The 20,673-nt window shown below is 71.7% G+C and carries 17 protein-coding genes; 8 read left to right on the forward strand and 9 right to left on the reverse strand.

All coding sequences use genetic code 11. The annotated features are described in order from the left end of the window. Window positions 1–56: 56 nt before the first annotated feature. From RC2_RS11570 to RC2_RS11580, 3 genes are read left to right on the forward strand one after another with little or no spacing between them, the layout of a single operon-like run. Complete coding sequence (locus RC2_RS11570) at window positions 57–881, forward strand: PfkB family carbohydrate kinase (RefSeq protein ID WP_068147244.1); 825 nt, start codon at window positions 57–59, stop codon at window positions 879–881. Next, window positions 878–2,962 (forward strand): RecQ family ATP-dependent DNA helicase, encoded by a 2,085-nt coding sequence (locus RC2_RS11575; RefSeq protein ID WP_245811083.1) that lies wholly within the window; start codon window positions 878–880, stop codon window positions 2,960–2,962. The genes RC2_RS11570 and RC2_RS11575 overlap by 4 nt, the downstream gene beginning before the upstream one ends. Then, window positions 2,959–4,704, forward strand: a complete 1,746-nt coding sequence (locus RC2_RS11580; protein WP_222677768.1) for an ABC transporter ATP-binding protein — start codon at window positions 2,959–2,961, stop codon at window positions 4,702–4,704. Before RC2_RS11575 ends, RC2_RS11580 begins: the two co-directional genes overlap by 4 nt. A 23-nt stretch (window positions 4,705–4,727) precedes the next feature. On the opposite strand, the gene RC2_RS11585 is transcribed toward RC2_RS11580, so the two are convergent. Together RC2_RS11585 and RC2_RS11590 are read right to left on the reverse strand one after the other, a co-directional pair. Beyond that, the gene (locus RC2_RS11585; protein ID WP_169818368.1) at window positions 4,728–5,375 is read right to left on the reverse strand and encodes an SDR family NAD(P)-dependent oxidoreductase; all 648 of its coding nucleotides are present in this window, start codon (window positions 5,373–5,375) and stop codon (window positions 4,728–4,730) included. 51 nt (window positions 5,376–5,426) lie between these two features. After that, entirely contained in the window at window positions 5,427–6,935 is a 1,509-nt protein-coding gene (locus tag RC2_RS11590) for a hypothetical protein (protein ID WP_068147022.1), read from the reverse strand. Between the two features lie 201 nt (window positions 6,936–7,136). On the opposite strand from RC2_RS11590, the gene ectA reads away from it, so the two are divergent. From ectA to RC2_RS11615, 5 genes are all read left to right on the forward strand, one after another. Then, on the forward strand, window positions 7,137–7,700 hold the full coding sequence (ectA, locus tag RC2_RS11595) for a diaminobutyrate acetyltransferase (protein WP_068147025.1): 564 nt from the start codon (window positions 7,137–7,139) through the stop codon (window positions 7,698–7,700). Further along, window positions 7,697–8,962: a diaminobutyrate--2-oxoglutarate transaminase gene (ectB, locus tag RC2_RS11600; protein ID WP_068147027.1), complete on the forward strand. Its 1,266-nt coding sequence runs from the start codon at window positions 7,697–7,699 to the stop codon at window positions 8,960–8,962. Before ectA ends, ectB begins: the two co-directional genes overlap by 4 nt. A 36-nt stretch (window positions 8,963–8,998) precedes the next feature. After that, window positions 8,999–9,397 carry an ectoine synthase gene (locus tag RC2_RS11605; RefSeq protein WP_068100146.1) on the forward strand — a complete coding sequence of 133 codons (399 nt, stop codon included), beginning with the start codon at window positions 8,999–9,001 and terminating at the stop codon, window positions 9,395–9,397. Between the two features lie 106 nt (window positions 9,398–9,503). Beyond that, window positions 9,504–10,295 carry a Sir2 family NAD-dependent protein deacetylase gene (locus tag RC2_RS11610; protein WP_245811105.1) on the forward strand — a complete coding sequence of 264 codons (792 nt, stop codon included), beginning with the start codon at window positions 9,504–9,506 and terminating at the stop codon, window positions 10,293–10,295. Window positions 10,296–10,339: 44 nt separating this feature from the next. After that, a complete protein-coding gene (locus tag RC2_RS11615) occupies window positions 10,340–11,533 on the forward strand; it encodes an MFS transporter (protein ID WP_169846843.1) in 1,194 nt (397 codons plus the stop codon). Here the strand turns inward: RC2_RS11615 and RC2_RS11620 are convergent. From RC2_RS11620 to ndk, 7 genes are all read right to left on the reverse strand, one after another. Further along, window positions 11,510–12,814 (reverse strand): HNH endonuclease signature motif containing protein, encoded by a 1,305-nt coding sequence (locus RC2_RS11620; RefSeq protein ID WP_245811084.1) that lies wholly within the window; start codon window positions 12,812–12,814, stop codon window positions 11,510–11,512. The genes RC2_RS11615 and RC2_RS11620 overlap by 24 nt on opposite strands. Window positions 12,815–12,896: 82 nt before the next feature. Then, window positions 12,897–14,000 (reverse strand): glutamate 5-kinase, encoded by a 1,104-nt coding sequence (gene proB / locus RC2_RS11625; RefSeq protein WP_068147032.1) that lies wholly within the window; start codon window positions 13,998–14,000, stop codon window positions 12,897–12,899. Beyond that, window positions 13,997–15,448, reverse strand: a complete 1,452-nt coding sequence (obgE, locus tag RC2_RS11630; RefSeq protein WP_068147034.1) for a GTPase ObgE — start codon at window positions 15,446–15,448, stop codon at window positions 13,997–13,999. Before obgE ends, proB begins: the two co-directional genes overlap by 4 nt. Before the next feature lie 150 nt (window positions 15,449–15,598). Further along, window positions 15,599–15,862: a 50S ribosomal protein L27 gene (gene rpmA, locus RC2_RS11635; RefSeq protein WP_068100135.1), complete on the reverse strand. Its 264-nt coding sequence runs from the start codon at window positions 15,860–15,862 to the stop codon at window positions 15,599–15,601. 47 nt (window positions 15,863–15,909) lie between these two features. Next, window positions 15,910–16,221, reverse strand: a complete 312-nt coding sequence (gene rplU, locus RC2_RS11640) for a 50S ribosomal protein L21 (protein WP_068147037.1) — start codon at window positions 16,219–16,221, stop codon at window positions 15,910–15,912. Window positions 16,222–16,476: 255 nt separating this feature from the next. Then, window positions 16,477–19,815, reverse strand: coding sequence for a translation initiation factor IF-2 N-terminal domain-containing protein (locus RC2_RS11645; protein ID WP_068147041.1), 3,339 nt, complete (start codon window positions 19,813–19,815; stop codon window positions 16,477–16,479). Window positions 19,816–20,246: 431 nt separating this feature from the next. Continuing rightward, window positions 20,247–20,660 carry a nucleoside-diphosphate kinase gene (gene ndk, locus RC2_RS11650; protein WP_068147046.1) on the reverse strand — a complete coding sequence of 138 codons (414 nt, stop codon included), beginning with the start codon at window positions 20,658–20,660 and terminating at the stop codon, window positions 20,247–20,249. Window positions 20,661–20,673: the final 13 nt, after the last annotated feature.

Below are 20,673 nucleotides of genomic sequence, written 5' to 3' on the forward strand. Positions count from 1 at the left end.
TCGGCGTCGTGGCCCCTCCGGAACCCCCGCGCATCACCGTCGTCGGCAGCATCAACATGGACGTCTCGGCGCGGACGTCGTCGCTGCCCGCCCCCGGCGAGACGGTCGCGGGCACCGAGCTGGTCCTCGGCCGCGGCGGCAAGGGCGCCAACCAGGCCGTCGCCGCGGCGCGGGCCGGCGGGAGCGTCCGGTTCGTCGGCGCGGTCGGGGACGACGCCTTCGCTCCCGAGCTGCGGGCGAGCCTGCAGGCCGACGGCATCGACACCGACACCCTGCGCACGACGCCCGGCGCCAGCGGCGTCGCCGTGGTCACGGTGGACGACGCCGCCGAGAACACCATCGTCGTCGTCGCCGGCGCCAACGACTCCCTGACCGAGCTGGGCGCGGACGACGTCGCGGCGATCGAGGGCGCCGACGTCCTGCTGCTGCAACTGGAGATTCCGGTGCCCACCGTCGTCGCCGCGGCCGAGGCCGCGCGCCGCGGCGGCACCACCGTCTTCCTCAATCCGTCGCCCGTCCGGTCGGTGCCCGACGCCCTGTTCGACGTCGTCGACGTCCTGGTGGTCAACGAGAGCGAGCACCACGCACTGGGCGCCGCCGTCGAGCGGACCCCGCACGTCGTCACCACCCTGGGCGCGCGCGGAGCGCGGCATCGCGGACCCGACGGCGCCGTCACCGAGGTCCCCGCACCTCGCGTGCAGGCGATCGACACCACCGGCGCCGGCGACGCGTTCACCGGCGCGCTCGCCGTCGCCTGGCGGGACGGGCCCGAGACCGCGGTGCGCCGGGCGGTCGTCGGCGGCGCGCTCGCGACCACCCGAGCGGGCATCGCCGCCCCGACCGCAGCGGAGATCGACCACGCCGCACAGGAATTCGCGTGAGTACGCGCGAGCGCGCGCAGGAACTGCTCGCCGATCTGGCCGGCCCGTCGGCGGTGCTGCGGGACGATCAGTGGACGGCCATCGAGGCACTCGTGGTGCACAAACGCCGCGCCCTGGTGGTCCAGCGCACCGGGTGGGGCAAGTCCGCCGTCTACTTCATCGCCGCGCGGTTGCTACGCGAGCAGGGTCTCGGGCCGACGGTCATCGTCTCGCCGCTGCTGGCGCTCATGCGCAACCAGGTGGCCGCGGCCGAGCGCGCCGGGGTCACGGCGGCGACCATCAACTCGGGCAACGTGACCGAGTGGGACGACGTGCACGCGCGCGTCGCGGCCGGGGAGCTCGACGTACTCCTCGTCAGTCCGGAACGGTTGAACAATCCCGATTTTCGCGATCAGGTGCTGCCCTCGCTGTCCGCCGACGCCGGCCTGGTGGTGGTCGACGAGGCGCACTGCGTCTCCGACTGGGGGCACGACTTCCGACCCGACTACCGCCGCATCCGCTCGCTGGTCGCCGAGTTGCGTGACGGGGTTCCCGTGCTCGCCACGACCGCCACGGCCAACGACCGGGTCGTCGCCGACGTCGCCGCACAGTTGGGGGTGGGCGGAGCCGACACCGAGGTCCTCCGCGGCGGCCTCGGCCGCGACTCCCTCCACCTCGCCGTGGTGCGCATCCCGGACCCCACGGCCCGGATCGCATGGTTGGCCGACCGGCTGGAATCGCTCCCCGGCTCGGGCATCGTGTACTCGCTGACCGTCGCGGGCGCCACCGACCTCGCGGCGTTGCTGTCCGAGCGGGGCATTGCCGTGGCCGCGTACACGGGCCAGACCGATCCCACCGAACGCGAAGCGGCAGAACAGGATCTGTTGCAGAACCGCGTCAAGGCCCTGGTGGCGACCTCGGCCCTCGGGATGGGGTTCGACAAGCCGGATCTCGGGTTCGTGGTGCACGTGGGAGCACCGTCCTCCCCCATCTCCTACTACCAGCAGGTCGGCCGTGCCGGCCGCGCCACCGACCGCGCGGAGGTGATCCTGCTGCCCGGCCCGGAGGACCGGGAGATCTGGAGCTACTTCGCCTCGGTCGCCTTCCCGCGCGAGCACGTCGTGCGCCGCGTCCTCGAGGTCCTCGACACCGAGCGGCCCCAGTCCACCCCGGCGCTCGAACCGCTCGTCGAACTCGGCCGCACCCGTCTCGAGATGGTCCTCAAGGTGCTCGACGTCGACGGCGCCGTCCGCCGTGTCAAGGGCGGCTGGCTCTCCACGGGCGCCGAATGGACGTACGACCGCGAGCGCTACGAGCGCCTCGACACGGCCCGCGCCGCCGAGCAGCAGGCCATGCTGGACTACCAGACCACCGACGAGTGCCGCATGGCCTTCCTCCGGCGGCAGCTCGACGACCCGTCGCTCACCGGCGACGCCGACGTCGATCGCTGCGGGAAGTGCGACAACTGCACGGGCACCCCGCTGTCACCGGACGTCGACGCCGAGGCCGTCGATCGCACCCGGACCCGGTTGGACCGCCCCGGTCTCGACCTCGCCCCGCGCAGGCAGTGGCCCACCGGCCTGGCGAAGGTGGGCGTGTCCTTGTCGGGTCGCATCACCGACGGGCCCGAGCCCGGCCGCGTGCTGGGCCGACTCACCGATCCGGTGTGGGGACCTCGACTGCGGGCCCTCGTCGACGGCGACGACGCTCCCGCGCCCGACGCGCTCGAGCAGGCCTGCATCGCGGTACTCGCCGGCTGGACCTGGACGGAGCGTCCCACCGGCGTCGTGGTGATGGAGACGTCGCGGCCCGCGCTGATGGAGGACCTCGGTGCCCGCCTCGCGCGGATCGGCCGGCTCGCGCCACTGGGCACCCTGCGGCGCCGCCCGGACGCCCGGCCGGCGTCCGGTGCCAATTCGGCGTTCCGGGTGGCGAGTCTGGTCGACGCCTTCGACGCCCCGGACCTCACGGCGCACGACGGGCCGGTCCTGCTCCTCGATCTGATCACCGACACCGGATGGACCACCACGGTGGCCGCCCGTGCCCTCCGCGCGGCCGGGGCCGACGCCGTCCTCCCCTTCGTGCTGGCAGCACGGGCGTGACCGATCGCGCGCCGCTGCGGTGGCCCAACCTGCGCCTGCTGTGGACGTTCGTCCGGCCGCACCGGCGCATGTTCGTCGGCGGGTTGCTCCTCGGCCTGCTGGCGACCGGGTCGTCGCTCGCCACTCCCCTGGTGACCAAGCGACTGCTCGACTCGTTCGGGGTGCCCGGCGCCACCGCGTCCGCGGTGACGGTGCTGGTGGTCCTGCTCCTGGTGGGCATCGTCGTCGGGTTCGCCCAGCGGCTGCTGCTCGGCACCATGGCCGAGCGGGTGGTCCTGGAAGCCAGATCATCGATGGTGCATCGGTTCTTCGGCGCCACCGTGCCGGCCGTCACCGCGCGCCCGGCGGGCGAGATGCTCACCCGCGTCACCTCCGACACGGTGCTGCTGCGCGAGGCCTCGTCGTGGGCGCTCGTGGAGATCGTGAACGGCACCATCGCGATCGTCGGCGTGGTGATCCTCATGGCCACGCTGGACCTTCCCCTGCTCGGCACGGCCCTGCTCGGCATCGCCGGCATCGGCGTCGCCGCCGGCCTGCTCATGCCGAAAGTGGCTGCGGCGCAACGCGACGCCCAGGCCGCGATGGGACGTCTCGGCGGCATGCTCGAGGGCGCGCTGCGTGCGGTTCGCACCGTCAAGGCCAGCCGGGCGGAGGACCGCGAGAGCGATCGCATCGTGAACGAGGCGCGGGTGTCGGCATCGTTCGGTATCCGCTCCGTCCGACTCGAAGCGTGGGCCTGGACCATCACCGGCAGCGGAATCCAACTCACCATCATCGCCGTGCTCGGCGTGGGCGCCTACCGCGTGTCCTCCGGTGCTCTCGCGGTGTCGTCGCTCGTGGCCTTCCTGCTCTACGCGTTCCAACTGGTCGGGCCGGTGGCTCAGTTGACGTTGTACGTCGCCCAACTGCAACGCGGTGTCGCGGCCGCCACCCGCATCCGCGAGGTCCAGCTCATGGAGCCGGAACCCGACGCGCCCGCCACCGTCGCCGTCCTCCCCGCCCGCATCGAGGACGCCCCGTCCGCGCTCGACCTGCGGGGCGTCACCGCCGGGTACGGCGACGACCGGTCGGCCGTGCACGCGATCGACCTCACCGTGGCGGCGCGCGGCCACACCGCGCTGGTGGGTCCGTCCGGCGCGGGCAAGACGACACTGTTCTCCCTGCTGCTCCGATTTCTCGAACCGCGAGCCGGCGAGCTCGTCCTCGGCGGTGTGCCGTACTCGGCGCTGTCCCACCGGCAGATCCGCCAGCGCATCGGCTACGTCGAGCAGGCCACTCCGACGCTGCCGGGGACGATCGCGCAGAACCTGCGCCTGACGCATCCCGACGCCTCGGACGACGAACTCTGGGCGGCGCTGCGCCGTGTGCGGCTCGCGGAGAAGATGGAATCGTTGCCCGACGGCCTGGACACCGAGTTGCGGGACACCGCGGTGTCCGGGGGCGAGCGTCAACGCATCGCGCTCGCGCGGGCCATCGTGCGGCCGCCCGACATCCTGTTGCTCGACGAGGCCACCGCGCAGGTCGACGGCATCACCGAGGCCGCGATCCACGAGGTGATCCGCGACCTCTCCGCTCGGGGCGCCGTGGTCACCATCGCGCACCGGTTGTCGACGGTGATCGACGCCGACACGATCGTCGTCCTGGAGCACGGACGGGTCCGCGCGCAGGGTTCGCACACGGCGCTGCTGACGTCGGACACCCTGTACCGCGACCTGGTGGAGGCGCTGCGCATCGCGACGTGACCCGCGTGCACGGCCGGAGGAACTCAGACGGCGGCGAGCGTCGGATCCCCACCGGTGACGGCGTCCACCACGCGGCGCCCCACCTCCGCGGCGTCGTCTCCGACCGCCTGTTCGAGGTCCACGGCGCGCACCGTCACTCCCGAGGCCGCGAGCTGTGCGGCCAGCTGCTCGGCGAGACGATCGAGCAACGCCGCGGCCAGTGATGCGCCGTCCAGACCGGCGGTGACGGCCGCCCGGTGCGGCACCAGGATGATGCCGGAGTGCTGACACATCATGTGCCGGGCGGCGGCGCGGGCAGTGATGAAATGCGAGCGGAGCGCACCGAGAACGGGACCCTCGAGCTCGGCGAGTTCGGTGTAGTCGACGCGCCGGTGGGGATGGTCGGTCACGGGCGTGGGACCCACCAGGTCCACCGAGATGTCGATGCTCCCCGAGCAGGCCGCGACGACGTCGACGTATTCGTCGACATCCACCTCGTCGAGGACGTCGAGCACCTGCGCCTCGGCGTGCCCACCGAGATCGGTGATGCGCCGCACGACGGCGTCCAGCCGGGTCCGCGATCGACCGGCCAGATGCACGCGCGCACCGCCGCGGGCGAGGGCCGACGCGACGGCGCTGCCCACGACACCACCTGCGCCGTAGACCACGGCGTTGGCACCGGACAGCAGCACGTCGCCTCCTCGCACCCGCTCGCCCGACACGGACTCTCGCGGATCGTGGCCTCAGGTTACTGAGACGACGTCCTCGTCGTCGGCCTTTTCGGCGGCCGGACCGTCGGGGTCGTCGGATTCCGTCGCCGTCCGGACCTCACCGGGGGTCTCGGCTCGCCGGACCGCGACCGACGCCACCGCCAGGGTCGCCACTGCCGCGAGCACGGCGATCAGGGTCGGCAGACCGGGCCCGCCCACCGCATCGGTCAGCGCCCGCACCATCTGCCCGACCGGGGTGACGTCGGCCGCCCGAGCGAGCAGACCGCCTGCGCCGCGTAGTACCGCTCCGCCGAGGATCACCTGCACCAGGCCGAGCAGCGCGAGCACCGCTGCCCCGGCCACCGGACCGAGGATCAGTCGCACCGCGCGGCAGGCGGTGACCACCGCGGCGACCCAGAGACCGACGGTCACGGTGGCGAGGATCGATCCCGCCAGGGAGGCACCGGTGTCGACGAACGTCAGCGCCAGGACCATCGTCGCGGCCGCCCCGACGGCGCCGATCACGGCGGCCCGCGCCCGCGGAACCAGGAAGCCGACCAGCGCGGCCGCCAGGACGGCGAACACCGCGGTCAGGTACGGCCAGTTCTCGACCGCAGGCCGCACGACGAAGGACGAGCCGGTGGGATCCACCTCGGTCGACGCCGCGGCGGGCAGCGACGAGGACGCCTTGTCGACGTTGGAGCGCAGGGTGGTGAACATCCCTTCCATCGGTCCGACGCCGTCGCGCAGACGGGTCGTGCCGTCGACGAGCAACACCCCACCGTCGTCGAGTTGCACCAGACCGTCCCGCAGTTGCGCCGACCCGTCGGTGGCGCGAACGATGCCGTCGACGAATGGCGAGGACGGATCCGACAACTGGTAGGACACCTGCCGCGCGCCGTCGCGGAGCCGTTCGAGATCGGACAGGACCCCGCCGTTCAGGCCCTGGGTCCGCAGCAGGTCGAGGACCGTGCGCAGCTGATCGGCCGTGGCCGCCGCCGCCGGGTCGGTGGACGTGGCGAGCGAGTCGAGCGTCTGCTGGACGATGACCTCGATCTGACCCTGGGCCGCGCCGACCCCGGTCAGCGCGCCGACGACCCGGTCGACGCCGCCGCTGACCTGAGTGGACCCGTCACCGAGTTGCCACAGTCCCTGCCGCAGCTGGGTCATGCCGTCCGCCAGCTGGTCGCCACCGTCGCGGGCCTGGCCGAGCCCGTCGGCCAGTCGGTGTGCCCCGTCGTCGAGTTCGACACTGCCGTCGGTCAGTTCCGTCATGCCGCCGGTGAGGATCTGCAGCGGAAGCGCCGTGTTGCCGAGCGCACCACGGGTCGCGGCGAGGGGGTCGCTCGCCTGCGACGCGGGCACGACGCGCGTGGGTCCGGTCGCGGACCCGTCGTCGCCGGACGTCGTGGCCGCGACGACCCCCGCGGCGAGGGTGGGGACCATCAGCGCCAGCAGCACTCCGGCCGTGGCGCGGCCACGCCCCGGACGCCCCGAACGCGCCGGGACCAGGCGGGACAGCGAGGACGACACGCGCATCATGGCCGGACGATAACGAGAAATGGCTGGAAAAGGTGGGTGCCATGCCGCAGCACCGGTCCCGAATCGAGGTCGGAGCGTCCGCGCGACGCTGTGAGCACCTTCACACAGCCGCCGCACACTGGGGATTGACGGGGGTCTCGGGGTCGACCTCGACCGACGCACCTGACTTCTCCGGACCACCTTGTTACGTTCGATTGCCATATGACGCCCGTGTTACAGAGTGCGACCTCGACCCCGCCCGATCTCGACTCCCGACACGAGTACCGTCCACCGACGGTCGACGACGGTGTCCGCCTCTGGGAAATGGCCCGGGACTCCGACGTGCTCGACGTCAACTCCAGTTACTCGTACCTGCTCTGGTGCCGTGACTTCGCGGCGACGTCCGTCGTGGCAGTGGACGAGGACGATCGTCCCGTCGGCTTCGTGACCGGCTACCTCCGACCGGGCGCCCCCCACACCGTGTTCGTGTGGCAGGTCGCCGTCGACGCCGCCCACCGCGGCCGGGGACTCGCCCGCGGCATGCTCGAGGCGCTCGTCGATCGCGTCGCCGTCGATCACGGAGTCACCACCCTGGAGACCACGGTCAGTCCCGACAACGCGGCGTCGATCGCCACGTTCACCTCGCTCGCGCGCCGACGCGGCACCGGCATCGTCCGATCGGACCTGTTCGCCGCCGGGTCCTTCCCGGACGCGCACCAGCCGGAAGACCTCTACACCGTCGGCCCCTTCGCGGCCCCCACCAACGATTCGCAGGAGACCTCATGAACCAGATCGCCCCCACCCCGGACGTGTTCGAGAACCACGAGTCGCAGGTCCGCAGTTACAGCCGCCAGTGGCCGGCCGTGTTCGACACCGCGCAGGGTTCCTGGATCACCGACGAGAGCGGCAAGCGCTACCTCGACTTCTTCGCCGGCGCCGGTGCGCTGAACTACGGCCACAACCACCCGGTCCTCAAAACCGCGCTGGTGGAGTACATCCTGCGCGACGGCATCACCCACGGCCTCGACATGTCCACCGTGGCCAAGCGCGACTTCCTGACCGCCTTCACCGAGAAGATTCTCGCGCCGCGCGGACTGGACTACAAGGTGCAATTCCCCGGCCCCACCGGCACGAACACCGTCGAGGCCGCCCTCAAGCTCGCGCGCAAGGTGACCGGCCGATCGTCGGTCATCAACTTCACCAACGCCTTTCACGGAATGACGCTCGGCGCCCTGTCGGTCACCGGCAATTCCATGAAGCGCGCCGGGGCCGGCATTCCCCTGGTGCACGCGACCCCGATGCCGTTCGACAACTACTTCGGCGGCGCCACCGACGACTTCCAGTGGATGGAGCGGGTGCTCGACGATTCCGGCAGCGGCATCAACCGTCCTGCCGCGGTCATCGTCGAGACCATCCAGGGCGAGGGCGGCGTGAACGTCGCCCGCGCCGAGTGGCTGCAGGCCCTCGCCGAGCTGCTGAAGCGCCGCGACATCCTCCTCATCGTCGACGACGTCCAGATGGGCGTCGGCCGCACCGGCCAGTTCTTCTCGTTCGAGGAGGCCGGCATCGTGCCGGACATCGTCACGTTGTCGAAGTCCATCGGTGGTTACGGAATGCCCATGGCGCTCACCCTGATTCGCCCCGACCTCGACGTGTGGGGACCGGGTGAACACAACGGCACCTTCCGCGGCAACAACCCCGCCTTCGTCACCAGCACCGCGGCGATCGAGCACTTCTGGTCCGACGACACCTTCGAGAAGGAGATCCTCGCGAAGGGCGAGCGCATTCGTGCCGCGTTCACCGACCTCGCCGATCGCTACGAGGGCGTGAGCACCCGCGGCCGCGGCATGGTGCACGGCCTCGTCTTCGCCGACGGTGACCTCGCCGGCAAGGTGACCTCCATGGCCTACGACCAGGGTCTGCTCGCCGAGACGTCCGGCCCGTCGGACGAGGTGGTCAAGCTTCTCCCGCCGCTGACCATCTCCGAGGAGGACCTCGACCACGGTCTGTCGATCCTGCGCCAGGCCACCGAGACCGTCTGCTCCTGACCCCGCGTCGACCCCCAGCGAAAGGAACCGACTTCCATGATCGTGCGCACCACCGACGAGATCACCGGCACCGAACGGGACATCGCCAGCGAGGACGGCCAGTGGCGGTCCAAGCGCATCGTCCTCGGCGGCGACCGGGTGGGCTTCTCCTTCCACGAGACCACCATCGAGCCGAACACGGTGAACAACTTCCACTACGCCAACCACGTCGAGGCCGTGTGGCTGATCGAGGGCGAGGGCACGCTCACCGATCGTGAGACCGGCGAGACCTACCCGCTCGGCCCCGGCAGCATGTACCTGCTGAACGGTCACGAGCGGCACACCGTCGAGACCACCACGCGCATGCGCATGCTGTGCGTCTTCAACCCGCCCGTCGTCGGCGACGAGCGGCACGACGAGAACGGCGTCTACCCCTTGATCGAGGTCCCTGCCTGACCCTGTCCGACCCCGGCATCGCCGAACGAGACCGCGCGTGCGACCTATCCTGGACGAGGTGACCACCGTTTCCCCGTTCTCACCGTCGCAGCGCGGTCTCGTCTCGTTGGACGACGTCCTGTCCCGCGGGCGCGTCGTCGCTCTCACCGGTGCGGGCATGTCCACCGACTCGGGAATCCCCGACTACCGCGGCCCGGACTCGCCGCCCCGCAACCCCATGACCTTCCAGCAGTTCATCGGGGACGACGAGTTCCGTCGGCACTACTGGGCCCGGAATCACGTGGGATGGCGCCACATGGATGCGACCCGGCCGAACGCCGGCCACCGTGCGCTCGCCGAACTCGAGCGGCGCGGCGTCGTGTCCGGCGTCATCACCCAGAACGTCGACATGCTCCACACCAAGGCCGGCAGCCGGAACGTCATCGACCTCCACGGCGTCTACGGCCGGGTGCGATGCCTGTCCTGCGAGACGCTGATCTCCCGCGTCGCCCTCGACGAGCGGCTCACCGCCGCCAACCCCGGCTTCGTCGAGTCGGTCGTCGGTGCGGACGGCGTCGAGATCGCACCCGACGCCGATGCCGAGATCTCCAGCACCGCCCACTTCCGCATGGTCGATTGCGACCGGTGCGGCGGCATCCTCAAGCCGGACATCGTCTACTTCGGCGAGAGCGTGCCCAAGCCCCGTGTCCGGGCGGCGTACGACATGGTCGACGACGCGGCGGCGTTGGTGGTGCTCGGATCGTCGCTGACGGTGATGTCGGGACTGCGCTTCGTCCGGCGCGCGGCCAAGCACGACAAGCCCGTCGTCATCGTGAACCGCGGCGCCACTCGGGGCGACGAGTTCGCCGACGACACGGTGCACGCCGGGTGCTCCGAGGTGTTGACGTCGTACCTGTGACGCGCCGCCGCGCCGCGGCAGTGTACAAAAGCCGCGCCGCGGCGGTGTCGACGAGCCGCGCCGCCGCGGTTGCGCTGATCTTCTTCGTCAACGGCGCCGTCCTCGGCAACTGGGGTCCGCGCATCCCGGCGATCGCCGGTGAGCTCTCCCTCGATGCGGCCACGCTCGGCCTTGCGCTGGCCGGCATGGGCACGGGCGGGCTACTGGCCACTCCGCTGGCGGCGCTGGCCATTCGCGCGCGGGGCAGTCGGGTGACCACTCTGGCCTCGGCCACACTGCTGTCCGTCGCGATCGTTCTCCCCGCCCTGGCCGGCACCTGGTGGTCCCTCGGCCTCGCGTTGATGGTCCTCGGCGCCGCCGACGCCGTGATGGACGTGGCGATGAACGCGCAGGGCGTCCTGGTCGAGAACCGCAGTGGCCGTTCGATTCTCAACCGTCTGCACGCCGGATGGAGCGCAGGGGCCGTCACCGGCGGACTCGTCGGAGCGGGCGCCGCAGCACTCGCCGTGCCCGTCGAGCTCCACTTCGCCGTGGTCGCCACCGTCCTGCTCGCCCTCACCGTCGTCACCGCGCGACACCTCGAACCCGACGCCGGCCGGCGGGGCCCCGACAGCAGGGCACAGCCGGATGGGTCCGGCCGACAGCGTCGATCCGCCGCGCGTCGTCGGTCGGGCACCGCCGCGGCTCTGGCGCTGCTCGGCGCCCTCGTGTTCGTCTCCTCGCTCGTCGAGGACCTCCCCCAGTCCTGGGGCGCGCTGTACGCGACCGACCTCGGGGCAGCACCCGGACCCGCCGGACTCACCGTGGTCGCGTTCTCGACGGCAATGTTCGTCGGCCGTCTCGTCGGCGACGCCGTGGTGGATCGCGTGGGACGCCATCGCGTCCTGATCGGCGGGGCCGTGGCCATCGCGCTGGCCTTCCTCGCCGCACCGTGGGTCACCTCCCCCACCGTCGCGGTGGTGATGTTCGCGGTGGCCGGCCTCGGCGCCGCTCCGATCTTCCCGGCTGTGTTCGGCATGGCCGGTGGGCTCCCCGGCATCGCGGCGGGCACCGCGCTGTCGGTGGTCTCGCTGGTGGCCCGCGTCGGCATCCTCGTGGCCCCGCTCGGGTTCGGCACCCTCGCCGGGCAGGTCGGATACGGCTGGGCGCTGTGGTCCATGGTGGGAGCCGGACTCGCCGTCGCTGCCCTGGCCGCGGTGCTGCGAGCGCGCACGTCAGCTCACCTGCCGCAGCGGTAGCGGCTGGGCCGGCGGTGTCGACCGGTAGGTGTGGCCGGTGGGGGTGCGGAATTCCACCGTGTGCACGTCGGGGTCCTCGGTTCGGGTGGTGGTCCACCCGTCGCCTTGCTTGGCGAGGTTGCAGGCGGCGCAGAGGCCGAGGCCGTTGTCGGCGGTGGTCGGTCCGCCGTCCTCGTGCGGTCGGATGTGGTCGTGGTGGCGGATGGGGGCGTCGCACCACGGGGTGCGGCAGGTCCGGTCGCGCAGGTCGATCAGCCGGGCCAGGCCGGTGGGGAAGCAGCGGGCGACCGATTCGACGGCGGTGAGCTGCCCGTCGGTGGGGCGGGCGTAGAGCTTGCGGAGGGTCACCGCGGTCTCAGAACCGACGGCGTCGGCGATCCACGCCCGTGCTGCGGCGGCGGGGATCGGCCCGTATCCGGGCACCTCGGCGGCAGTGTCGCTGCCGCCGAGCAGGGCCTGGTCGGAGATCACGATGTGCACCGCCACCGGTGGGTTGATGGGGTGGGCGAGGCCGGTGGTGCGTTCGACGAGCAGGTCGGCCATGATCTGGTCGCGGGTGCGGCCGTCGGCGGCGCCGGTGGCGATGAGGGTGTCGGCGTCGCGGCGCAGGGTGGCCCAGACGCACACGGCGCGGTCCATCGGCAGCAGGGCGCCGAGGTGGGCCATGACGTCCGGGGCGGGGCGGACGGTGACGCGGCGGTGCCGGGCGCCGCGGGCTTTGCGGCGGACCACGGCGGCGGCGTCGAGTTCGGCGGCCAGCCGGGCGGCCATGGCGACGACGGTGCTGTCGCCTTTCCCGGTGAGGGTGGTGGGGTCGGCGCAGAGGCGGGCGTCGACGAGGCGGCGGTCGTCGGCGGTCAGGCACGCGGTTTCCCGGACCAGGAGGGTGGCGCGCCATTCGGAGAGGTCCCCGCGGCGCAGTTGGGCCAGGGTGTGGGGCATCTCGGCGGTGAGGGCTCGGGCGAGGCCGAGGTGGGTGGTGCCGCGGTGGGGGGAGTCGCGTCGGGCGAGGCCGATCTGGGTGGCGATGCCGGTGTTCCAGCGGGCGGCGGGTCGGCCGGCGTCGCGGCGCTGCCCGCGGATGGTGTCGGCCACCCGGGTGGTGAGCACGGCCTGCGCCCCCGCCGCGGCGGCCTTGAGCTCTTCCAGCGCGGTGATGGTGTCGATCGCCGCGGCGGCCCCGTCCTGCACTGCTTCGCTCACCGCGATGGCGGCGATGCGGGTCAGGAATCGTCGAATGTCGTTCGGCGACAACTCGTCACCGCTCAGAAGTGTGTCCACGTGAATCCCCCCGAATTCGTGTCACCGACACCATGACACAGGGGTACGACACGAATCTCCGGGCCGATGCCGCACCCTCCGGTCAGACCGCCACGAGGTCGTCGGCATGCACGACGGGCCGCCGCGCGTCGGGCGCCAGGTCCGAGGTCGACTTCCCGAGCATTCCGGCCAGCTCGGCCGAGTCGTACGCGACCACCCCACGCGCGACCGGAGTGCCGTCGTCGGCGTGCAGCGACACCACGTCGCCGGCGTCGAATGTTCCTGTCACCGAGGTGATTCCGGCGGACAACAAGGAGCGCCGCCGCCCGACGACCGCCTCGACCGCACCGGCGTCGAGCGTCAGCCCCCCGCTGGTGTCGGCGGCGTGTCGCACCCAGAACCGTCGCGCGGACAGCCGGGTCGGCCGCGCCGCGAACACCGTGCCGGTCGGCCCACCGGCCAGGGCCGAGGCGGCGTCCGACGCCGCCGCGAGCAACACGGGAACTCCGGCGTCGGCCGCGAGCCGCGCCGCGGACAGCTTGGAGGCCATGCCGCCGGTGCCGAGCGCGCCACCGGAACCCGCGACCACGCCGTCGAGATCCTCGGGTCCGTCCACTTCCGGGATCAGGCGCGCGGCGGGGTCCTTGCGGGGATCACCGTCGTACAGACCGTCGACGTCGGACAGCAGAACCAGCGCGTCCGCGCCCACGAGGTGGGCGACCAGCGCCGCGAGCCGGTCGTTGTCGCCGAAGCGGATCTCGGTGGTCGCCACGGTGTCGTTCTCGTTGACCACGGCCACCGCGCCGAGCGACCGCAACCGGTCGAGCGTCCGCTGAGCATTGCGATGGTTGGCGCGACGGGCGATGTCCTCGGCCGTCAACAGCACCTGCCCGACGGTCCGACCGTGGCGGGCGAACGACGTGCCCCACGCGTGCGCCAACGCCAACTGACCCACGCTCGCCGCAGCCTGCTTGGTGGCCAGATCCCGCGGGCGACGTCGCAACCCGAGGGGGGCCATGCCCGCCCCGATCGCACCCGACGAGACGACCACGACGTCCGAGCCGCGACGCATCCGCGCCTCGATGGCGTCGGCCAGGGCGTCGAGACGCCCCACGTCGAGCCCCTCTGCCATCGAGGTCAGCGCCGACGATCCGATCTTCACCACCACGGACCGTGCGGCCGCGATGGTCTCCCGCGTTCCGGTCACTGCTCGTCGGTGTCCAGCCCTCGGCGGACCCGACGCGCATGCTTGCGCTCGGCCGCACCGATGCGGTCCACCTGGTCGATACGCGAGTCGGTGCCGCGCCCGGTAAGCGTGACCTCGACGCCCGCGGGAGTCTGCGGCTCCCAGTCGAAGCTGACGTCGCCGATGGTGACGGGTGCGCCGGGCTGAGCACCCTGCTTGACCAGCTCGTCCTCGACCCCGAGTCGCGCGAGGCGGTCCGCGAGGTAGCCCACGGCCTCGTCGTTGTCGAACGCGGTCTGCTTGACCCACCGCTCGGGTCGCTCGCCGCGCACGATGAAGCCGCCCGGCTCGTCGGGATCGGCGATGACACTGAAGCCCGCGCGATCCGTCGCGACCGGCCGAATGACCTGACGACGCGGGGCCGCCTTCGGGTGGTCGCGACGGTACTGCGCCACCAGCTCGGCCAGGGCGAAGGTCAACGGCCGCAGGCCTTCTCGGCTGACGGCCGAGATGGTGAACACCGGCCATCCCTTGGCCTCGAAATCGGGGCGCACCATCTCCGCTAGTTCCGCGGCCTCGGGCACGTCGACCTTGTTCAGCACCACGATGCGGGGCCGGTCCGCCAGGTCACCCAGGCTCGCATCGCCCGACAGCGCGGGCACGTACGCCGCGAGTTCGGCTTCGAGTGCCTCGACGTCCGACACCGGGTCGCGACCGGGATCGAGGGTGGCGCAGTCGACCACGTGGGCCAGCACGGCGCACCGCTCGAGGTGACGCAGGAAGTCGAGACCGAGCCCCTTGCCCTGGCTCGCACCCGGAATCAGACCCGGCACGTCGGCGACGGTGAACGTGGTCTCGCCGCTGGACACCACCCCGAGGTTCGGCACGAGCGTCGTGAAGGGGTAGTCCGCGATCTTCGGCTTGGCCGCCGAGAGCACCGACACCAGCGACGACTTCCCGGCGCTGGGGAACCCGACCAGGCCGACGTCCGCGACGGACTTCAGCTCGAGAACCAGATCGCGTTCCTCGCCGTCCTCGCCGAGCAGCGCGAAGCCCGGCGCCTTGCGGGCGCGGGACGCGAGCGCCGCGTTGCCGAGGCCACCGCGGCCGCCGGCCGCCGCCTCGAACCGGGTGCCCTCTCCGATCATGTCGGCGAGGATCCGGCCGTCCTTGTCCAGCACGACGGTGCCGTCGGGCACGCGCAGAATCAGGTCCTCGCCGATGGCCCCGTCGCGGTTGCTACCGGCGCCCTGCGTGCCGTTGCCGCCCCTCGCGTACGGGTGGAAGTGGAAGTCGAGGAGGGTGTGGACACCCGAGTCGACGACGAGCACGACGTTGCCGCCGCGCCCGCCGTTACCGCCGTCGGGGCCGCCGAGCGGCTTGAACTTCTCCCGATGCACGGACGAGCATCCGTTGCCGCCCTTTCCTGCACTGACGTGCAGAGTGACGCGGTCGACGAAGCGCGACATGGGAGAGGTCCTTCCGAGCGGGTGACGCGAGTGGTGACTGGTGGGGAAAAGCCGACAGGGGCGGCCGGAGAGCACAAGCCCTCCGAGCCGCCCCTGTCGGGAACGTGTCGGTCAGCGGGAAGCACGGCTTCCCGCGGTGCCGCAGGAGGATCAGACCTCTGCGGCGGCCGGAACGATGTTGACGGTCTTGCGGCCGCGCTTGGTGCCGAACAGGACCGAGCCCGCAGCGAGGGCGAAGAGCGTGTCGTCGCCGCCACGGCCGACGTTCACGCCGGGGTGGAAGTGCGTGCCACGCTGACGAACCAGGATCTCGCCTGCGTTGACGTCCTGGCCGCCGAAACGCTTGACGCCGAGTCGCTGAGCGTTGGAATCGCGACCGTTGCGTGAGCTGGACGCGCCCTTCTTGTGTGCCATGAGAAACCCTCCGGGGTCGGTAGAGAGATCGAGAACGTCGGACGACGTCAGTTGATGCCGGTGACCTTGAGGACGGTCAGCTTCTGCCGGTGTCCCTGACGCTTGTGGTAGCCGGTCTTGTTCTTGAACTTGTGGATACGGATCTTCGGGCCCTTGGTGTGCTCGACGATCTCGCCGGCGACCGACACCTTGGCCAGCTTGTCGGCGTCGGTGGTCAGCTCCGCGCCGTCGACGACGAGAACCGGGTCAAGCGAGACGGCCGTGCCGGGCTCTCCCCCGATCTTCTCGACCTTGACGAGGTCACCCACTGCGACCTTGTACTGCTTTCCGCCGGTCTTGACGATCGCGTACGTTGCCATCGGACGGCCACCCCTTGCTTGTCGAACGTGCTCGCTCCCCTGTGTGGGGGCGACTGGTCTCTCGGCGCGACACGACCTCCGGCGAACCGGGGGGCGTCGCATCCAGTGATGATCTGCTGGTCGGCACAGCGAGCGGGACCCACCCGAGAGATGGGCACGACACGACCGCGTCGCCGACAGCGACCGTCCAAGATTACGGGAGAGCGTCGTGCCGGGTCAAACCGGCGACGCCCCACCCCTCGGACATACCTCTCCCTAATCCTCCACCGGCGGACCGGCGGGCCGACCTGCGGCGCGACGACGCGGACGACGCACCGGTGCGGCCGCCGACGCGGACGCCACTCCTCCGGTGGTGACCGAGGTGTCGGCCACGGACTCCGCGGACGCCGCTGCAGTCGTACTCTCGGGCGCCGAGTCCTTCGACGACGAGTCGCCGGACAAGTCCCCGGACGAGTCCTGAGCCGGAACGACGATCACCGTGCCGGCAGCATCGCCGGCCGGCGCGGCGGCCGCACGGGCGACCCGTCGCGCACGACGCGGCCGTGCCGCCGGCTGGGTCGGCTCCACCGCGGGTTCTTCCGGCTGGGCTGCCGCGTCCACGGTGCTCGCGGCCCACACTGCCTCGACGGCTGCCTCGGCGTCGGCGACGGGGTCGCCCGCCCCCTCGGCGACGGGGTCACCGGTGACGTCGGCGTCGGCGGAACTGTCCTCGTGGTGGTGAGTCGCCATCGCGAGGGCGACGGGATGCGGCTGACGCGGAGTGCCCTTCGACTCGGCGGTGGCCGACGCGGCGGAGTCCGGGGCCGCCCCGGACTCGGTGTCGACCGTGGTCTCGGTTTCGGTGTCCGACGACTTGTCGCGGTCGGCGGATCGCCCGCCCCGCTTCCGTCGCGACCCACTCTGCTGATCGCGCGATCCACGCCCGCCGTCGTCCTTGGCCGTCTCCACGGGGAACTGGTGGACGACGATGCCGCGGCCGTGGCAGTGCTCGCAGGTGGTCGAGAACGCCTCGATCAGCCCGGTGCCCATGCGCTTGCGCGTCATCTGGACCAGGCCGAGCGAGGTCACCTCGGACACCTGGTGGCGCGTGCGGTCCCGGCCGAGCGCCTCGGTGAGACGGCGCAGCACCAGGTCACGGTTGGATTCGAGAACCATGTCGATGAAGTCGACGACGATCATGCCGCCGATGTCGCGCAGCCGCATCTGGCGCACGACCTCCTCGGCCGCCTCCAGGTTGTTCCGCGTGACCGTCTCCTCGAGGTTGCCGCCCTCGCCGGTGAACTTGCCGGTGTTGACGTCGACGACGGTCATCGCCTCGGTGCGGTCGATCACCAGGGTGCCGCCGGACGGCAGCCACACCTTGCGATCGAGCGCCTTGGCCAGCTGTTCGTCGATGCGGTACGCGGCGAAGACGTCGACGTTCTTGGACGTCGATTCGTAGCGCGTCACCTTCGGCAGCATGTCCGGCGCCACGGCCTCGATGTAGCTCTGCACGGTCGACCACGCGCGCTCGCCCTCGATGACCAGGCCCGAGAAGTCCTCGTTGAACAGGTCGCGCACGACCTTGACCAGCAGGTCCGGCTCTTCGTACAGGGTGACCGGCGACGATCCCTTGCTCGACTCGGCGTTCGAGGACCGCTCCTGGATGGTCGCCCACTGCGCCTGCAGCCGGGTGACGTCGCGCTCGAGCTCCTCGGCACTGACACCTTCGGACGCGGTGCGGATGATGACGCCGGCGTCGGCGGGGACGATGTCGCGCAGGATGTCCTTGAGCCGCTTGCGCTCGTTGTCGGGCAGCTTGCGACTGATGCCCGTCGACGACCCACCCGGCACGTACACCAGGAAGCGGCCGGCCAGCGAGATCTGCGTGGTGAGACGTGCGCCCTTGTGGCCGACGGGGTCCTTGGAGACCTGCACCAATACCTGGTCGCCCGACTTCAGCGCCTGCTCGATCTTGCGGCTGTTGCCGCCCAGACCGGCAGCGTCCCAGTCCACCTCGCCGGCGTAGAGCACGCCGTTGCGGCCCTTGCCGATGTCGATGAACGCCGCCTCCATCGAGGGCAGCACGTTCTGGACGCGGCCCAGGTAGATGTTGCCGACGATCGAGCCCGACGACGTGCTGGTGACGAAGTGCTCCACCAGGACACCGTCCTCGAGCACCCCCACCTGCGTCAGATCGGGGTGACCGGCCAGCGACTTCTCCCGGACGACCATGGTGCGGTCGACCGCCTCCCGACGCGCGAGGAACTCGGATTCGGTGAGGATCGGCGGGCGGCGCCGTCCGGCGTCCCGGCCGTCCCGACGTCGCTGCCGCTTGGCCTCGAGTCGGGTCGATCCCGAGATGCCCTGCACCTCGTCCTTCTTGGCGCGCTGGCGCGGCTCACGCTCGTGCACGACCGTGTTCGGCGGATCGTCCTCGCCGGTGGTGTCGTCTCCGTCGCCACCGCCGCTCTTCCGGCGACGCCGACGACGCCGACGACGACTGGCCGACTCTCCGCCGGTCTCGTCGGAGTCGGTGGCGCCGTCCTGCGTGTCGTCGGACTCGTCGGACTCCGCCGACGTGTCGGCGGCCTCCGAGGTGTCGGAGGTGTCGGGGGTGTCGGCGTCGGTGCCACCGGTCGACTCCTCGGCCGTGTCGCCGCTGTCGGCGCTCTTCTGTCCGCCGCGGCGGCTCCGACGGCGACCACGCCGGGGAGCGTCCGTGGAGTCGGCACCCTCGGCGGCGACGTCGGGGGCAGCCGCCTCGCCGGACGCAGAGTCGTCGGTGGCAGCGTCGTCGGTGGTGGCCGACTCGGTAGGGGTGGCCGTGTCCGGACCGTCGGCCGAGGCCGTACGCGACGATGCGGTCGTCGACGCGTCCGCGTCGTCGCCCGACTCTGCGCCGTTCTCGCCGGTCTCGTCGCCACCGGTGTCACCACGGCCGCGGCCACGGCCGCGTCGTCCGCGACGACGGCGACGCGGACCGTTGCCGGACTCGCTGTCGTCCTGGTCGGACTCGCCGCGGGGGGAATCGTTCTGCGCTGTCTCGCTCTGCGCTGTCTCGTTCTGCGCCGACACGCTCTGCGCGGGGTCGGCCTGCGCGGTGTCGCTCGCTGCGCCCTCGGTCGCGTCGGCGGCCGACGTGTCGCCTGCGGGCTCGGCCGGAGCGGCCTTGCGCGTCGAGGCGCGACGCCGGCGCGGCGCCTCGGGTGCGGGCTCGGGCTGGAGGAAGAGCGGCACCTCGGCGGGCCGCGAGTCCGGGGCGGGCGCCTCGGACTCGTCCGGCGCGGTCGTCGCCGGAGCCGAAGTGAAGAGGTCCGGCTCGGTCGCGGACACAGGGCTCTCGTCGGCGGTGGACGCTCCGGCCTGCTCCTCGGCGGGGATCTCGACCACGTCGGGACCGGCGGTGGCGAGAGCATCCGCCACGGGGACGTCGAACGCGTCGGCCACCGTCTCGGCGTCCACACGCACGACGCTGGACTGCACGCTGCGCACGTCCTTGCCCATCTCGGCGAGTTGGGCGACGACCTGCTTGCTGGTCACTCCCAGCAGCTTGGCCAGGGCATGAACGCGGATACGTTCGGGGAAAGTTCTGGGGGCCTCGTGATCGGCCACGTGTTCTCCTCGGGGCCCCGGGCGCGGTCGTCGCGAACGGTCGGCCCCTGGTGGGGGCTTCGTCCGTCGACACGACACGCGGCCACGCGGGTGCCTTGGTCTGTTCGCGGAACCCGGGCGGGTTCGACGAGGTCGGGTTGCATCTCGGCCCGTCGCCGACCGGAACGGTCGCCGACGGGTACCGCGAATGCCTGGGCGGATGGCCGGTCCGATCGCCTCGTCCTCAGCGTCGGCGTCCGTCGAGGTGCCGGGGCACGACGACCGACGCGCGGTCCGCGATGACGGGCACCGGGTGCCGTGGATGTCATCCGGTCGCCTGCGCGTGGTGCGCGCCGCGACCTCCGTCAGTATCCCACACGGATGCGTTCACCCACGCCACCCGTGGCCGGGAACGGTCGCCCGAGGTGTCGACCGTTCCCGGGCGGACGGCATCAGCCCAGTTCGGGGAACCAGATGGCGATCTCCCGGGCGGCGGATTCCGGCGAGTCCGATCCGTGCACCAGGTTCTGCTGGCCGTCGAGTGCGAGGTCGGCGCGAATCGTGCCGGGCACGGCCTTGGCCACCGGGTCGGTACCGCCGGCGATCTGTCGGAATGCCGCGATCGCGCGCGGGCCTTCGAGCACGGCGGCGACCAGTGGGCCGGAGGTGATGAACTCGAGGAGTTCGGGGAAGAAGGACTTCTCGGCGTGCTCGGCGTAGTGCTGCGTCGCGTCCTCCTCGGACACGGTGAGCATCTTCAGAGCGACGATGTCCAGGCCCTTGCGTTCGACCCGGCCGAGGATCTCTCCGACGAACTTGCGGGCGACGCCGTCGGGCTTGATCAGTACGAGAGTGCGTTCGGTCACGCGGCAGAGCCTA

It is taken from the genome of Rhodococcoides corynebacterioides NBRC 14404 (assembly GCF_001894765.1).
GTDB lineage: Bacteria > Actinomycetota > Actinomycetes > Mycobacteriales > Mycobacteriaceae > Rhodococcoides > Rhodococcoides corynebacterioides.

Bases quoted from the DNA above. Each gene is read 5' to 3' on its own strand.
- RC2_RS11570 (WP_068147244.1), top strand. From the start codon at position 57: ATGGACGTCTCGGCGCGGACGTCGTCGCTGCCCGCCCCCGGCGAGACG.
- RC2_RS11590 (WP_068147022.1), bottom strand. From the start codon at position 6,935: ATGATGCGCGTGTCGTCCTCGCTGTCCCGCCTGGTCCCGGCGCGTTCG.
- ectA (WP_068147025.1), top strand. From the start codon at position 7,137: ATGACGCCCGTGTTACAGAGTGCGACCTCGACCCCGCCCGATCTCGAC.
- ectB (WP_068147027.1), top strand. From the start codon at position 7,697: ATGAACCAGATCGCCCCCACCCCGGACGTGTTCGAGAACCACGAGTCG.
- RC2_RS11605 (WP_068100146.1), top strand. From the start codon at position 8,999: ATGATCGTGCGCACCACCGACGAGATCACCGGCACCGAACGGGACATC.
- obgE (WP_068147034.1), bottom strand. From the start codon at position 15,448: ATGTCGCGCTTCGTCGACCGCGTCACTCTGCACGTCAGTGCAGGAAAG.
- rpmA (WP_068100135.1), bottom strand. From the start codon at position 15,862: ATGGCACACAAGAAGGGCGCGTCCAGCTCACGCAACGGTCGCGATTCC.
- rplU (WP_068147037.1), bottom strand. From the start codon at position 16,221: ATGGCAACGTACGCGATCGTCAAGACCGGCGGAAAGCAGTACAAGGTC.